The 12557-nt window shown below is 68.4% G+C and carries 14 protein-coding genes, 1 tRNA gene and 1 pseudogene; 12 read left to right on the top strand and 4 right to left on the bottom strand.

The window, feature by feature from the left end:
- A pseudogene (locus AOZ53_RS05690) lies at nt 1-212 on the top strand (metal-dependent phosphohydrolase); the annotation flags it as partial.
- Between the two features lie 26 nt (nt 213-238).
- Nucleotides 239-1456 carry a DUF1444 domain-containing protein gene (locus tag AOZ53_RS05695; protein ID WP_054487169.1) on the top strand — a complete coding sequence of 406 codons (1218 nt, stop codon included), beginning with the start codon at nt 239-241 and terminating at the stop codon, nt 1454-1456.
- Between the two features lie 23 nt (nt 1457-1479).
- Here the strand turns inward: AOZ53_RS05695 and aqpZ are convergent, their stop codons facing one another.
- Nucleotides 1480-2190, bottom strand: coding sequence for an aquaporin Z (gene aqpZ, locus AOZ53_RS05700; RefSeq protein WP_054429988.1), 711 nt, complete (start codon nt 2188-2190; stop codon nt 1480-1482).
- A 276-nt stretch (nt 2191-2466) separates the two neighbouring features.
- On the opposite strand from aqpZ, the gene AOZ53_RS05705 reads away from it, so the two are divergent.
- The 5 genes from AOZ53_RS05705 (at nt 2467) to AOZ53_RS05725 (ending at nt 5056) form a co-directional block, all read left to right on the top strand.
- Nucleotides 2467-2856 carry a lysozyme inhibitor LprI family protein gene (locus tag AOZ53_RS05705; protein WP_054429990.1) on the top strand — a complete coding sequence of 130 codons (390 nt, stop codon included), beginning with the start codon at nt 2467-2469 and terminating at the stop codon, nt 2854-2856.
- A 100-nt stretch (nt 2857-2956) separates the two neighbouring features.
- Nucleotides 2957-3316: a hypothetical protein gene (locus AOZ53_RS05710; RefSeq protein ID WP_054429992.1), complete on the top strand. Its 360-nt coding sequence runs from the start codon at nt 2957-2959 to the stop codon at nt 3314-3316.
- Between the two features lie 11 nt (nt 3317-3327).
- Nucleotides 3328-3840 (top strand): hypothetical protein, encoded by a 513-nt coding sequence (locus tag AOZ53_RS05715; protein WP_054487171.1) that lies wholly within the window; start codon nt 3328-3330, stop codon nt 3838-3840.
- A gap of 47 nt (nt 3841-3887) precedes the next feature.
- Nucleotides 3888-4469 carry a hypothetical protein gene (locus AOZ53_RS05720; protein WP_054487173.1) on the top strand — a complete coding sequence of 194 codons (582 nt, stop codon included), beginning with the start codon at nt 3888-3890 and terminating at the stop codon, nt 4467-4469.
- 5 nt (nt 4470-4474) lie between these two features.
- The gene (locus AOZ53_RS05725; protein WP_054487175.1) at nt 4475-5056 is read left to right on the top strand and encodes a hypothetical protein; all 582 of its coding nucleotides are present in this window, start codon (nt 4475-4477) and stop codon (nt 5054-5056) included.
- Between the two features lie 41 nt (nt 5057-5097).
- Here the strand turns inward: AOZ53_RS05725 and AOZ53_RS05730 are convergent, their stop codons facing one another.
- The 3 genes from AOZ53_RS05730 to AOZ53_RS05740 form a co-directional block, all read right to left on the bottom strand.
- Complete coding sequence (locus AOZ53_RS05730; RefSeq protein WP_054487231.1) at nt 5098-5817, bottom strand: hypothetical protein; 720 nt, start codon at nt 5815-5817, stop codon at nt 5098-5100.
- 57 nt (nt 5818-5874) lie between these two features.
- Complete coding sequence (locus tag AOZ53_RS05735; protein WP_035360563.1) at nt 5875-6117, bottom strand: hypothetical protein; 243 nt, start codon at nt 6115-6117, stop codon at nt 5875-5877.
- 345 nt (nt 6118-6462) lie between these two features.
- Nucleotides 6463-6549, bottom strand: a tRNA-Leu gene (locus AOZ53_RS05740).
- 47 nt (nt 6550-6596) lie between these two features.
- Here AOZ53_RS05740 and dapC point away from each other — a divergent pair.
- The 5 genes from dapC to AOZ53_RS05765 form a co-directional block, all read left to right on the top strand.
- Nucleotides 6597-7793 carry a succinyldiaminopimelate transaminase gene (gene dapC / locus AOZ53_RS05745; RefSeq protein WP_054429999.1) on the top strand — a complete coding sequence of 399 codons (1197 nt, stop codon included), beginning with the start codon at nt 6597-6599 and terminating at the stop codon, nt 7791-7793.
- 28 nt (nt 7794-7821) lie between these two features.
- Entirely contained in the window at nt 7822-8643 is an 822-nt protein-coding gene (dapD, locus tag AOZ53_RS05750) for a 2,3,4,5-tetrahydropyridine-2,6-dicarboxylate N-succinyltransferase (RefSeq protein ID WP_054430001.1), read from the top strand.
- Nucleotides 8644-9783: a succinyl-diaminopimelate desuccinylase gene (dapE, locus tag AOZ53_RS05755; RefSeq protein WP_054475487.1), complete on the top strand. Its 1140-nt coding sequence runs from the start codon at nt 8644-8646 to the stop codon at nt 9781-9783. It begins immediately after the preceding gene.
- Nucleotides 9784-9793: 10 nt separating this feature from the next.
- Complete coding sequence (gene prmB / locus AOZ53_RS05760) at nt 9794-10690, top strand: 50S ribosomal protein L3 N(5)-glutamine methyltransferase (protein ID WP_054430006.1); 897 nt, start codon at nt 9794-9796, stop codon at nt 10688-10690.
- Nucleotides 10687-12557 (top strand): ABC-F family ATP-binding cassette domain-containing protein (locus AOZ53_RS05765; protein WP_156333281.1); only part of this gene is annotated, 1871 nt, incomplete at its 3' end. The genes prmB and AOZ53_RS05765, both read left to right, overlap by 4 nt.

Consider the following 12557-nt stretch of genomic DNA (forward strand, 5'->3'; position numbering starts at 1 on the left):
TCGAACGCTTCCAGGAACCCGACCTGCACGGCAAGCTGGTCAACCGCATCGTCAACGGCGACGTCGTGGTGGACCAGGAGATCGTCACCCGCAACTTCGCCGACGGCCCCGGCGAGATCGACGTCGTCGCGATCTACGAAGTGCGCGGCCAGCACATCGCCCGGGCCTGGTTCAAGCTCGGCCAGCCGCGATTACACGCCAGACCGGCATAGCGACGCCTCCACCAGGTGAGAAAAGCATGGGATTCCTAGACTCGCTGTTCCGGCGCAAGCCCACGCAAGACCAGTTCGCCACGCTTTTCATCGCCGCCGTCCGGCAACGGGGCTACAACGGCGAGCTCACCTACAAGGCCGATGAATTCCGCCTGCTGCACGGCGACAGCGCCTACTTCAACCTGCACAACGCCTACCACGCCTATTGCGACGCCCGCGGCGGCCAGCGCCAGGGCGCCTTGCAGGGCTACGTCTCCACCCTGCTCAGCAGCGGCCAGGCCATGCCGCACTCGCTGGCCGACGCCCGCCCCCTGCTGCGCCCGGTGATCCGCGGCCGCAGCGCCGTCGAGGCCGTGCGCATGCACCACCTGCGCAACGACGGCAACGACGCGGCGTTCCAGCCCGCCCTGCGCCCGTTTGGCGACGACTGCGTGGTGCTGCTGGCGCTGGACCGGCCGGAATCCATCGCCACCCTCACCAACGGGCCCGAGGCCTCGTGGGGCATCACGTTCGACGAAGCGCTGGCGATCGCCATCGACAACCTGCGCGATTCGGCCGACAACTTCGTGGAGGTGGCGCCCGGCGTCTACGGCGGCGGCTGGGAGGACGGCTACGACATCAGCCGCGTGCTGCTGCCCGACATGCTGGAGCGCGTCCCGGTGCGCGGCCGGCCGGTCTTCATGATGCCGACGCGCGACCTGCTGCTGGTCAGCGGCGACAACGACGACGAAGGCCTGATGAAGATGGTCGAGCTGTGCCAGCAGGTCATCCCGCACGGCCGTCCCGTGTCGCCCTGTATGTATCGCTATGGCGAGGCCGGCGTCGAGCGCTTCGCGCCGCCGCACGATGAGCTGCGGCAGCGCCAGGCCCACCTGGGGCGCATGCTGGCCAAGGGCGACTACGACGCCCAGAAAGAGGCGCTGGACCATCTCTACGAGGAACAGGGCGTCGACGTGTTCGTCGCCACCTACAACCTGTTCGCGCAGAACGGCGACGCCGACGCCTCGTTCTCGCTGGCGACCTGGACCCGCGGCGTGGACACCTCGCTGCCCGAGGTCGACCGCCTGGCGCTGGTGCGTCCGGACGCGGCCGACGAGATCGGCGAAGTCCGGGTGGTCGGCTGGGAACAGGCCCTGGCTTTGCTGGCGCCGCTGCTCGAACGCGAGAACCTCTACCCGGTCCGCTACCGCACCCGCGGCTTTCCCAGCGATGCGCAGCTGGCCCAGCTGCGGGCCATGGATTGACCGGGGCCAGTCCGCCCCGCTCCCTACGCTTGCGAGGCCGGTTCGCTCACCAGCCGGTAGGCCAGCGCCCCAATGATCGCGCCGACGATCGGCGCCACCCAGAACAGCCATAGCTGCTCCAGCGCCCAGCCGCCCACGAACAACGCGGGGCCGGTGGAACGCGCCGGGTTCACCGACGTATTGGTGACCGGAATGCTGACCAGGTGAATCAGCGTCAGCGCCAGGCCGATGGGAATGGCGGCGAAGCCGGCCGGCGCCCGCTTGGCGGTGGCGCCCAGGATCACGAACAGGAAGCCCGCCGTCATCACGATTTCGGTGACCAGCGCGGCCGCCATCGAGTACTTGCCGGGCGAATAGGCGCCGTAGCCGTTGGCGGCGAAATGGCTGCCCTTGAGGTCGAAGCCCAGCTTGCCGTCGGCGATCACCGCCAGCACCGCCGCCGCGGCGATGGCGCCCAGCACCTGCGCCACCACGTACGGCAGGATCTCGCGCGCCGGGAACCGGCCGCCGGCCACCAGCCCGACCGTGACAGCGGGATTGAAGTGCCCGCCCGAAATATGGCCGACCGCGAACGCCATGGTCAGCACCGTCAGGCCGAACGCCAGCGCCACGCCGGCGAAACCGATGCCCAGCTGCGGAAACCCGGCCGCCAGCACCGCCGCGCCGCAACCGCCCAGCACCAGCCAGAAGGTGCCGAAGAATTCCGCGCCGCAGCGCTTCGATAGGGGATACATGACTTGCCTCCGCAACAGAAAACCCGACGGTAGCCCGCGACGCGAATTGCGACTTTCAAACAATGCAAATTCGTTTTGATTCTTGACAGTACTTGACGATCACCGCCCGGGCCATGATGCAATGCGGCTAGGCCGAACAGCCTGCCGCGGACAGCGCCCGCCCCCTGGACATGGCGCGGCGCCGGCCAGGAAAACGCCGATGGGCGACTGGCGGTATGCTTGGCCCACGCGCAGATATCCCGGTGCGCGTTGCCCATTTTTCCAATCCACGCCGCCATGATCCGACACGCCCTCGCGCTCTCCCTGCTGCTCTCTCCCGCCCTGGCCCTGGGCGCCTCCACGCCGGACTACATGGGCCAGTACGACCGCTGCCTGCGCGACGCGGGCGTCACCAACAACGGCACCGTGGGCGCCTGCGCGGAAGGCGTCTCGGCGGCCGCCAAGCGGGAAATCAACGCGCTCTACGCGCGGATCCAGGCGCGCCTGGCCAGCGATTTCCCGCAGGACGCGGCCAAGCTGGAACAGACCCAGAAGGCCTGGCTGGTCTATCGCAACGGCCAGTGCGACCTGGCCGGGGCGCATGTCGGCTCGCCCATGTACGAGTACTGCCCGATGCTGCTCAATATCAGCCGCGCCGCCGAACTGCGGGAACTGGCGGGCGACTGAACGGCACGACGCGCCGGCGCTTGCCGTGTCGCGGCGGGATTGGTAACTTTGCGGTGCTCGGCCTCGCGTTCCCCGTTTTTCGCACAGGACAGCGCCCACCATGACCATCGTCGTATACGCCGCCAACGCCCGCACCCTTTGGGAAACCATCCAGGCGGACATCGCCCCCATCAACGCCCGCACCACCACCAGCGGCAACAGCTGGCGCAAGGACGACAGCGGCCGCGCCACCAAGATCTACCGCGCCACGCCCACCGGCCAGCATGACGAACGCGCCTACTTCGTCGGCACCGTGCGCACCGGCCAACTGATGCTGCTGGACCTGCTGCCCGGCAGCGAAGCGCTGACCTGGCCGCTGTTCGGCGCCCTGCATGGCCACCTGTCCGGCATGCTGCTGGCGACGTATCCCGACGCCATCCTGTCGCTGAACCTGTTTCCCAACAAACCCACCGACGCATAAGAAACCACGCTGTGCTGCTGTTATCCGTATGTGTACTGGCCGCCGCATCGCTGGGCGTGCTGACGTGGCGCATCGTGCGCCGACCCGCCGGCAAGACGCGCGGCGACATGGCCCGCTCGGCCGCCGCCGGCGCCGCCCTGTTCGCCGCGCTCGGGCCGCCGATAGGCACCCTGGTCTTCGCGCTGTTCATGGCCATCTCCACGATAAGCGTCGAGGCGCTGTTCACGTCGATCTTCCTGGTGCCCTGGTCGTACCTGTACGGCGGCGTGCCCGCGCTGCTGTGCGGCCTGGTGGCGGGCGCCTGCCGCCCCGCCGCCGTGTCATGGCGCTCATATTGCTGGCCAGGGTTGCTGGGCGGTCTCTACGCCTTCGTTTTCCTGCTGGGCTTTGCGGTGCGCGACTACACCCTGCCTGAACTGGGCTTTCCGCTGTTCCTGGGCGGTCTGCCCGGACTGATAAGCGGCGCGGCCTGCGCGCGGGTGTTCTACGGCAAGCCGCAAGCCCCCGCCACCGCCGCCACCTGATCCACGCCTGCCCCACCCTGTTCTCCAATCACCCAATGGAAACACCCATGACGATCTCCCTGCCCCGCCTGTTCGCCGCCCTGGCCGCCAGCCTCTGCGCCGGCGCCGCCCTGGCCGCTCCCGCCACCTCCGTCGCCACCGCACAGGCCAAGCTGTCCGCCATGACGCCCGCCTCGAAAATCGAGTGCCACGCCACCGGCAGCAACGGCGCGCAATGCAGCGCCGACGGCTACACCGTGATGTACCTGGACAACTGCGGCGAAGGCGCCGCGTTCGGCTCGATCGCCGCCGACGGCGGCGTTGATTTGAATGACCGCGTCGACGGCCAGGGCAAGGTTGTCGCCCACGTGATGGATCGCCAGTTCGTCTGCATTCCCGCCATGGTGCGCAAGGGCGAGGAACAGCGCCACTACGTGATCGCCGTGCCCACCGCCAGCGTGCCCGCCTGCCGCGGCAATGACCTGTGCAAGGACGCCGACCTGCCGGTGGACTGGAAACAGGCCAAGCGCGGCCAGGCCTGCGAACGCACCAAGGCGGGCGACTACCAGGGCGACTGCGCGGCCGGCTGGGTCGACGTCGGCCAGATCGACCAGTACGAAACGCTGGCCCCCGCCAAGCCGGCCCGCTGAACGCCATGACGCGCCGCCTCGTCCCGATTGCCCTGCCGTTGATGGCGGCCCTGTCCGCTCCGGCCTGCGCGCTGGCCGCGAACGTCGTGGCGCAGCCCGACCCGCAAGCGCGCCAGCGGGTGGACCTGAGCGTGCGCATCGAAGGCGCGCCGGGCCCCTTCGAGCGCATCGACGGCCACGCCGACTACCGGGTCGAGAATCCGGACTGCGTGCCGCTGACCGCCGTCACCGGCGCCACGGTCGTTCCGGAGCAACGCGTGCCCGTCATATTCGAGCCCGCCGCCGATGGCGGCTATCGCGCCGAAATCCTGCTCGACCGCTTCCGCGGCGAGGACTATTACGGCAAGGGGGTGTGCCATTGGGCGCTGGTCGGCGTGACCGCCGATCTGCGCCATGGGCAGGTCGACTTCAGTCCGGCGATCCACCTGGCCGACATCGCCGCCGGCCGCGACGTGGTGAAGCACTTTTCGAACCAGTCATACGCCAACGCCGGCAACGCGCGCATCGACATCGGCGCCGACAGCGCCAGCGCCTTCAACGATCCGCAGGCGACGTTCCGCATCCGGCTGCACGCCGCGGCGCGCTAGCCGGCCGCGCGGCCGCGGGCGGACGGCGACGGGCCGCCGGTTCAGCCTTGCGCTATGCCGTAGTGCCGGTAGAACGCCGCAATAGGCGCCTCGGCCGCCAGCGCCCGCAGCGGAAAGCACCCCGCCAGCTCGCGGACATCGCCCGCTCGCGCCCAGCCCGCCTCGAACTCCCGCACGGCTTGCGTCCTCAACGCGCCATCGCGGCGCAGGAACTGCCCCCAGAGCGACACGTTGCGAAAGCGATCGCCCGCCAGGCGCAGGCTGCCGGCATAGTCCGCCGGGAAACAGCGCCGGTAGGCCGGCAGGTTGTACAGCCATGACGTTCCCACCACCCGCCGGGCTGCTGGCCGGTCCCGCCGGATGGCCTGAAACAGTGACCGCAATTCGTCGATTCTCAGCGGCAGGCGGCTGCCGCTCAAGGGCGATGCCGGCCCCGGCTCGGCATTGCGGAAATGCAGCCGCACGGTGGCGGCATCCTGCATGACGTAGGAAAAACAGCCGGACGTGTCCGCGCCCGGCCGGTCCGCCCCCAGCCGCAGGTAATAGCGATACGTCCAGTCGCCAATGTCCGGCGCGTCCACGAGCCCGTCGGCGTATTCCCGCCAGGCCGCGTGACCGGCATCGAAATCCCGACCCAGCCCAAACCGGATATAGACAGTGGTGTAGTCCAGCACGGCGCGCTCCAGGGAAATGCCCGCCAGGGCGCGCGCCGCCAGCGCAAAGCGCAGCTGCAGGTCAAAAAAGGCCTTGCCGTATTCCATCGCGAGCGGGTCCGCCAACGAAACGGCCCGCGGTCAGGCGGGCCGTTCCTCTTTCGATCAATTGCCGGCGGCGCGGCGCAGTCTGTCCAATTCGGCGCGGTTCAGGCGCTTGGCCTCGTCCTCGGCGTAATCGCGCTCGCCCACTTCGTACTTGCCGTCATACAGGCAGCTGCTGCGGCTCACCCGGCATTCGAGGCTGACGCGCGACGAATCGGGACCGGATGACGACGCCGGCGCCGACCAGACATTCAGGGGGGAGGAGGAAGAACAGCCTGCTGCGAGCCCGGCAAGCAACAACATCAATGCGCCGCGGCCAAGTGATTGAATCGACAACAATTTACCCTCGCTCGACAAGAAAAGCCTGAGGCCTCTTTATAACAAGCGAGGGAAATGCGGTACAGACGCCGCGGTACAGACGCGTTAGTCCGGGGCCTATCCTGCCTCTGTCGGCCGCCGTGCCGCTCCGGCGGCATTCAACCCATCCGCCCCATCAAGATTAATCAACCGATTGATCAACCGATTTATCAACCATTTGATTAATAAGGACATTCCAAAGGGAGCAAAATGAAAAAACCCCGAGACACAAGCATGTCTCGGGGTCGTGGGACAGTGTCGGCGCGGCGCCAATCACCATCCGAATAGGGTTGGTGCGAAGGAGGGGACTCGAACCCCTACACCTGTTACGGCGTCAGGACCTAAACCTGGTGCGTCTACCAATTTCGCCACCTTCGCGATAGGCCAAGCCCGCTATTGTAGCTTGCTTGTTAAAATCTTGCGTCATGAATCCGCGCCTCGATGCCCTGCACCCCTACCCGTTCGAAAAACTGCGCGCCCTGCTGGCCTCGGCCAGCGCGCAGCCGGACGGCCTGACGCCCATCAACCTGTCGATCGGCGAGCCCAAACACGCCGCGCCGGAGCGCGTCGCGCAGGCCATCCGCGACAGCCTTGGCGGGCTGTCGGTGTACCCGTCGACCAAGGGCGATCCCGCGCTGCGCCAGGCCATCGCCAACTGGCTGGCGTCGCGCTACAGCATTCCGGCACCGGACGCCGAGACCCAGGTGCTGCCGGCGCTGGGCTCGCGCGAAGCGCTGTTCGCCTTCACCCAGACGGTGATCGATCCGGCGGCCGGGTCGGTGGTGATCTGCCCCAACCCGTTCTACCAGATCTACGAGGGCGCCACGCTGCTGGCCGGCGCCACGCCCTACTACGTCAACGCCGACGCGCTGCGCAATTTCGCCTGCGACTGGAACCAGGTGCCGGACGAGGTCTGGAAAAAGACCCGCATGGTGTTCGTCTGCTCGCCCGGCAACCCGGCCGGCAACGTCATGACGCTGGACGAATGGGAAGACCTGTTCGCCCTGTCCGACCGCCACGGCTTCGTGATCGCCTCCGACGAGTGCTATTCCGAGATCTACCTGGACGAAGGCAATCCGCCGCTGGGCGGCCTGCAGGCGGCGCGCCGCCTGGGCCGCAACGACTACCGCAACCTGGTGGCGTTCTCCAGCCTGTCCAAGCGCTCGAACGTGCCGGGCCTGCGCTCTGGTTTCGTGGCGGGCGACGCCGCGCTGATCGGCCGCTTCCTGCGCTACCGCACGTATCATGGCAGCGCCATGAGCCCGCTGGTGTCGGCGGCCAGCATCGCCGCCTGGACCGACGAGGCCCACGTCAAGGACAACCGCCGCCTGTACCGCGAGAAATTCGAGGCCGTGCTGCCGATCCTGCGGAACGTGCTGGACGTGCAGCGTCCCCAGGCCTCGTTCTACCTGTGGGCGGCCACCCCGGGTTCGGATACCGCGTTCGCGCGCGACCTTTATGGCCGTACCGGTGTTACCGTGCTGCCGGGCAGTTTCCTGGCGCGCGAAGCGCACGGCGTGAATCCTGGGCAGGGGCGCATCCGCCTGGCCCTGGTGGCGCCTTTGGCCGACTGCGTGCAGGCGGCCGAACGCATCGCCCATTTCGTACATACTTCCGTTTGATCAACCTTTTTTGAAAAGCTGAGCCGCTATGACTCTCGACCTGCAGACCACCATCGAAAAAGCCTGGGACGACCGGGCCAACCTGTCGCCCTCCGACGCCAGCGCCGAAGTGCGCGAAGCCGTCGAACACACCATCGACGGGCTGGACCTGGGCCGCCTGCGCGTGGCCGAGAAAATCAACGACGACTGGGTCGTGCACCAGTGGATCAAGAAGGCCGTGCTGCTGTCGTTCCGCCTGTACGACAACGCCATCATGGGCCAGGCCCCGCTGCAGTTCTACGACAAGGTGCCGCTCAAGTTCTCGGAATACGGCGACAACGCCTTCAAGCAAGGCGGCTACCGCGTGGTGCCGCCCGCCGTCGCCCGCCGCGGCGCCTTCATCGGCCGCAACGTGGTGCTGATGCCCTCGTACGTCAACATCGGCGCCTACGTCGATGAAGGCACCATGGTCGACACCTGGGCCACCGTCGGCTCGTGCGCCCAGATCGGCAAGAACGTCCACCTGTCCGGCGGCGTCGGCATCGGCGGCGTGCTCGAGCCGCTGCAGGCCAACCCCACCATCATCGAAGACAACTGCTTCATCGGCGCCCGCTCGGAAGTCGTCGAAGGCGTGATCGTCGAAGAGAACTCGGTGCTGGCCATGGGCGTGTATCTGTCGCAAAGCACCAAGATCTATGACCGCGCCACGGGCAAGATCACCTACGGCCGCGTGCCGTCGGGCTCGGTGGTGGTGCCGGGCTCGCTGCCCTCGGCCGACGGCTCGCACAGCCTGGCCTGCGCCGTCATCGTCAAGCGTGTCGACGCGCAGACCCGCGCCAAGACCAGCATCAACGATCTGCTGAGGGCGTAAATGTCGGCCACGGTTGTTCTGGATCTGGTCAAGGACCTGATCGCCCGTCCGTCGGTCACCCCGGCGGACGCCGATTGCCAGGCGACGCTGGCGGCGCGCCTGGCGCCGCTCGGCTTCACCTGCGAAACCATCGCCCAGGGCGGCGTCACCAACCTGTGGGCGCGCCGTGGCAACACCGCGCCGCTGGTGGTCTTCGCCGGCCACACCGACGTGGTGCCGCCGGGCCCGCGCGCGAAGTGGGAAAGCGACCCGTTCGTGCCCACCGAGCGTGACGGCTACCTGTACGGCCGCGGCGCCGCCGACATGAAGAGTTCGATCGCCGCCTTCGTGGTGGCGGCCGAGGAATTCGTGGCGGCCCACCCGCAGCACGGCGGCTCGATCGCCCTCCTGATCACGTCCGACGAGGAAGGCCCGTCGATCGACGGCACCGCCATCGTCTGTGACGCGCTCAAGGCGCGCGGCGAGCAGATGGACTACTGCATCGTCGGCGAACCCACCTCGGGCGACGTGCTCGGCGACACCTGCAAGAACGGTCGCCGCGGCTCGCTGTCGGGCACGTTGACGGTCAAGGGCATCCAGGGCCACGTGGCCTACCCGCACCTGGCGCGCAACCCGGTGCACCAGCTGGCGCCGGCGCTGGCCGAGATCGTCGCGATCGAATGGGACCAGGGCAACGAGTACTTCCCGCCGACCACGTTCCAGGTCTCGAACCTGAACTCGGGCACGGGCGCCACCAACGTGGTGCCGGGCGACGCCGTGGCGCTGTTCAACTTCCGCTTCGCCACCGCCAGCACGCCGGAAAGCCTGCAGGCGCGGGTGCACGAAGTGCTGGACCGCCATGGCCTGGAATACACGCTGGACTGGGAACTGGGCGGCGAGCCCTTCCTGACCCCGCGCGGCTCCCTGACCGATGCGCTGGTCAAGGCCATCCGCGAGGAAACCGGCGTGACGGCCGAGCTGTCGACCACCGGCGGCACGTCCGATGGCCGCTTCATCGCCAAGATCTGCCCGCAGGTCATCGAGTTCGGCCCTTGCAACGCCACGATCCACAAGGTCAACGAGCGCATCGAGCTGGCCTCGCTGGACCCGTTGAAAAACATCTATCGGCGCACGCTGGAAAACCTCCTGCCCGCCAAGTAAAAAGCCTCTCATGTATCAATCCGCCCGCCAAGAACTGCTGACCCTGCGCGACCTGATCCGCTATGGCGTATCGCGCCTGAACGCCGCCCAGGTGGCGCTGGGACACGGCAGCGACAACGCCTGGGACGAGACGGTCTATCTGGTCCTGCACGCGCTGCACCTGCCGCTGGACACGCTGGAGCCCTTCCTGGACGCCCGCGTGCTCAGCGAGGAACGCAACCGCGTGCTGGAGCTGATCGACCGCCGCGTCACCGAGCGCGTGCCGGCCGCGTATCTCACCAACGAGGCCTGGCTGCGCGGGCATCGCTTCTACGTGGACGCGCGCGTCATCGTGCCGCGCTCGCCCATCGCGGAGCTGCTGGACGAAGGCCTGTCGCCCTGGGTACAGGACGCGCAGGCCGTCGACAGCGTGCTGGACATGTGCACGGGTTCGGGCTGCCTGGCGATCCTGTCGGCGCTGGCCTTCCCCTATGCCCAGGTGGACGCCGTCGACGTGTCGCCCGACGCGCTCGAGGTCGCCCGCCGCAACGTCGACGACTACGGCCTGGCCGACCGGCTGGCGCTGCACCAGAGCGATCTGTTCGACAACCTGCCCGAACGCCAGTACGACGTGATCGTCTGCAACCCGCCCTACGTCAACAGCGGCTCGATGGACGTGCTGCCGCAGGAATACCGCCACGAGCCGCAGCTGGCCCTGGCTGGCGGCACAGATGGCATGGACCTGGTGCGCCGCATCCTGCAGGCCGCGCCGCGCTACCTGTCGGAGAACGGCGTGCTGGTGCTGGAAATCGGCCACGAGCGCGATTTCTTCGAAGCCGCCTTCCCTGAGCTGTCGCCGGTGTGGCTGGATACGGAAGAAGCCTCCGACCAGCTGCTGCTGCTGACCCGCGAACAGTTGACCACGTGATCCGCGCCTCTGGATTGACCCTGCGCCGCGGCACCAAGGTGCTGCTGGACGATGCCGAATTCGTGGTGCACCCGGGCGAGCGCGTCGGCATCGTCGGCAAGAACGGCGCCGGCAAGTCATCGCTGTTCGCGCTGCTGACCGGCGCGCTGGACCTGGACGCCGGCAACCTGGCGCTGCCGGCCGGCTGGCGCATCGCCAGCGTCGAACAGGAACTGCACGCCGACGACCGCCCCGCGCGTGAATTCGTCATCGACGGCGACACCCCGCTGCGCGCGCTGCAGGCGCGCCGCGCCGAACTCACCGACGACCAGGGCACGCAGATCGCCGAGGTCGAGGCGGCGCTGGTCGAGGCCGGCGCCTGGAGCGCGGCCTCGCGCGCCGAACAGCTGCTGGCCGGCCTGGGCTTCAAGCCGGCCGAATGGAGCCAGCCGGTGGCGAGCTTCTCCGGCGGCTGGCGCATGCGCCTGGCGCTGGCGCGCGCGCTGATGGCGCCGTCCGAGCTGCTGCTGCTGGACGAGCCCACCAACCACCTGGACCTGGACGCCATGCTGTGGCTGGAGAAATGGCTGGCCGCCTATCCCGGCACCGTCATGCTGATCTCCCACGACACCGAGTTCCTGGACGCGGTGGCCAAGTCCATCCTGCATTTCGATCACGCCAAGCTGGTGCGCTACCGCGGCGGCTACGGCGACTTCCTGACGCAGCGCGCCGAGCGCCTGCGCCAGACCAACATCGCCTACGAGCGCCAGACCCGCGAAACCGCGCGCCTGCAAGGCTTCATCGACCGCTTCAAGGCCAAGGCCTCCAAGGCCAAGCAGGCCCAGAGCCGGGTCAAGGCCCTGGCGCGCATGCAGGTGCTGGCGCCGCTTCAGGCCGAGGCCGGCATCGACATCCGCATCCCCTCGCCCGAGCAGGTGCCGGATCCGCTGCTGACGCTGGAACACCTGTCGGCCGGCTATACCGACGCGGCCGGCAACGATGTGCCGATCCTGCGCGACGTGACGCTGATGGTGCGCGCCGGCAGCCGCGTCGGCGTGCTGGGCGCCAACGGCGCCGGCAAGAGCACGCTGATCAAGACCCTGGCCGAGGAACTGCCGGTGCAGGCCGGCGAACGCCGCGCCTCGCGCGGGCTGGCGATCGGCTACTTCCACCAGCACCAGCTCGACATGCTGGACGTGGACAGCACGCCGCTGGCCCACCTGGCGCGGCTGTCGCCGGAAACCCGCGAGCAGGAGCTGCGCAATTACCTGGGCGGCTTCGGCTTCTCGGGCGACACGGTCAACAGCAAGGTCGGCCCGATGTCCGGCGGCGAAAAGGCTCGCCTGGCGCTGTCGCTGATCGTCTGGCAGAAGCCCAACCTGCTGCTGCTGGACGAACCCAGCAACCACCTGGACGTCGAGACGCGCGAGGCCCTGGCCGCCGCGCTGGCCGAGTTCGGCGGCAGCATGCTGCTGGTCTCGCACGATCGCCACCTGCTGCGCACCACCGTGGACAGCTTCTGGATCGTGGCCGACGGCGCCGTGCGCGAATTCGACGGCGACCTGGAGGACTATCGCGACTGGCTCGCCGCCCGCAACGCCGGCGAACGCGCCGAGGCCGCCCGCGAAAACGCCGAGAACGGCGAGGCCGTGGTCGACCGCAAGGCGCAACGCCGCGCCGAGGCCGAACAGCGTCAACGCCTGTCGGCGCTGCGCAAGCCGCTGGAAGCCAAGCTGGCCAAAGTCGAGACCGAGATGGAGAAGCTGCGCGTCAAGCTGCAGGCGCTGGACGGCGTCATCGCCGACCCGGACCTGTATTCCGATGCGCGCCGCGCCGAACGCCAGAAGGTCATGGCCGAGCACGGCGAACACGGCAAGCGCCTGGAAAC

Origin of the sequence: Achromobacter sp. 2789STDY5608621 (genome assembly GCF_001299375.1) — a bacterium.
Classification (GTDB): Bacteria; Pseudomonadota; Gammaproteobacteria; order Burkholderiales; family Burkholderiaceae_B; genus Achromobacter; species Achromobacter insuavis.

Coding starts and splice junctions, on each gene's coding strand:
- dapE (WP_054475487.1), top strand. CDS start 8,644: ATGTCGGCCACGGTTGTTCTGGATCTGGTCAAGGACCTGATCGCCCGT.
- AOZ53_RS05695 (WP_054487169.1), top strand. CDS start 239: ATGGGATTCCTAGACTCGCTGTTCCGGCGCAAGCCCACGCAAGACCAG.
- AOZ53_RS05725 (WP_054487175.1), top strand. CDS start 4,475: ATGACGCGCCGCCTCGTCCCGATTGCCCTGCCGTTGATGGCGGCCCTG.
- AOZ53_RS05705 (WP_054429990.1), top strand. CDS start 2,467: ATGATCCGACACGCCCTCGCGCTCTCCCTGCTGCTCTCTCCCGCCCTG.
- aqpZ (WP_054429988.1), bottom strand. CDS start 2,190: ATGTATCCCCTATCGAAGCGCTGCGGCGCGGAATTCTTCGGCACCTTC.
- dapD (WP_054430001.1), top strand. CDS start 7,822: ATGACTCTCGACCTGCAGACCACCATCGAAAAAGCCTGGGACGACCGG.
- AOZ53_RS05720 (WP_054487173.1), top strand. CDS start 3,888: ATGACGATCTCCCTGCCCCGCCTGTTCGCCGCCCTGGCCGCCAGCCTC.
- AOZ53_RS05730 (WP_054487231.1), bottom strand. CDS start 5,817: ATGGAATACGGCAAGGCCTTTTTTGACCTGCAGCTGCGCTTTGCGCTG.
- AOZ53_RS05710 (WP_054429992.1), top strand. CDS start 2,957: ATGACCATCGTCGTATACGCCGCCAACGCCCGCACCCTTTGGGAAACC.
- prmB (WP_054430006.1), top strand. CDS start 9,794: ATGTATCAATCCGCCCGCCAAGAACTGCTGACCCTGCGCGACCTGATC.
- AOZ53_RS05735 (WP_035360563.1), bottom strand. CDS start 6,117: ATGTTGTTGCTTGCCGGGCTCGCAGCAGGCTGTTCTTCCTCCTCCCCC.
- dapC (WP_054429999.1), top strand. CDS start 6,597: ATGAATCCGCGCCTCGATGCCCTGCACCCCTACCCGTTCGAAAAACTG.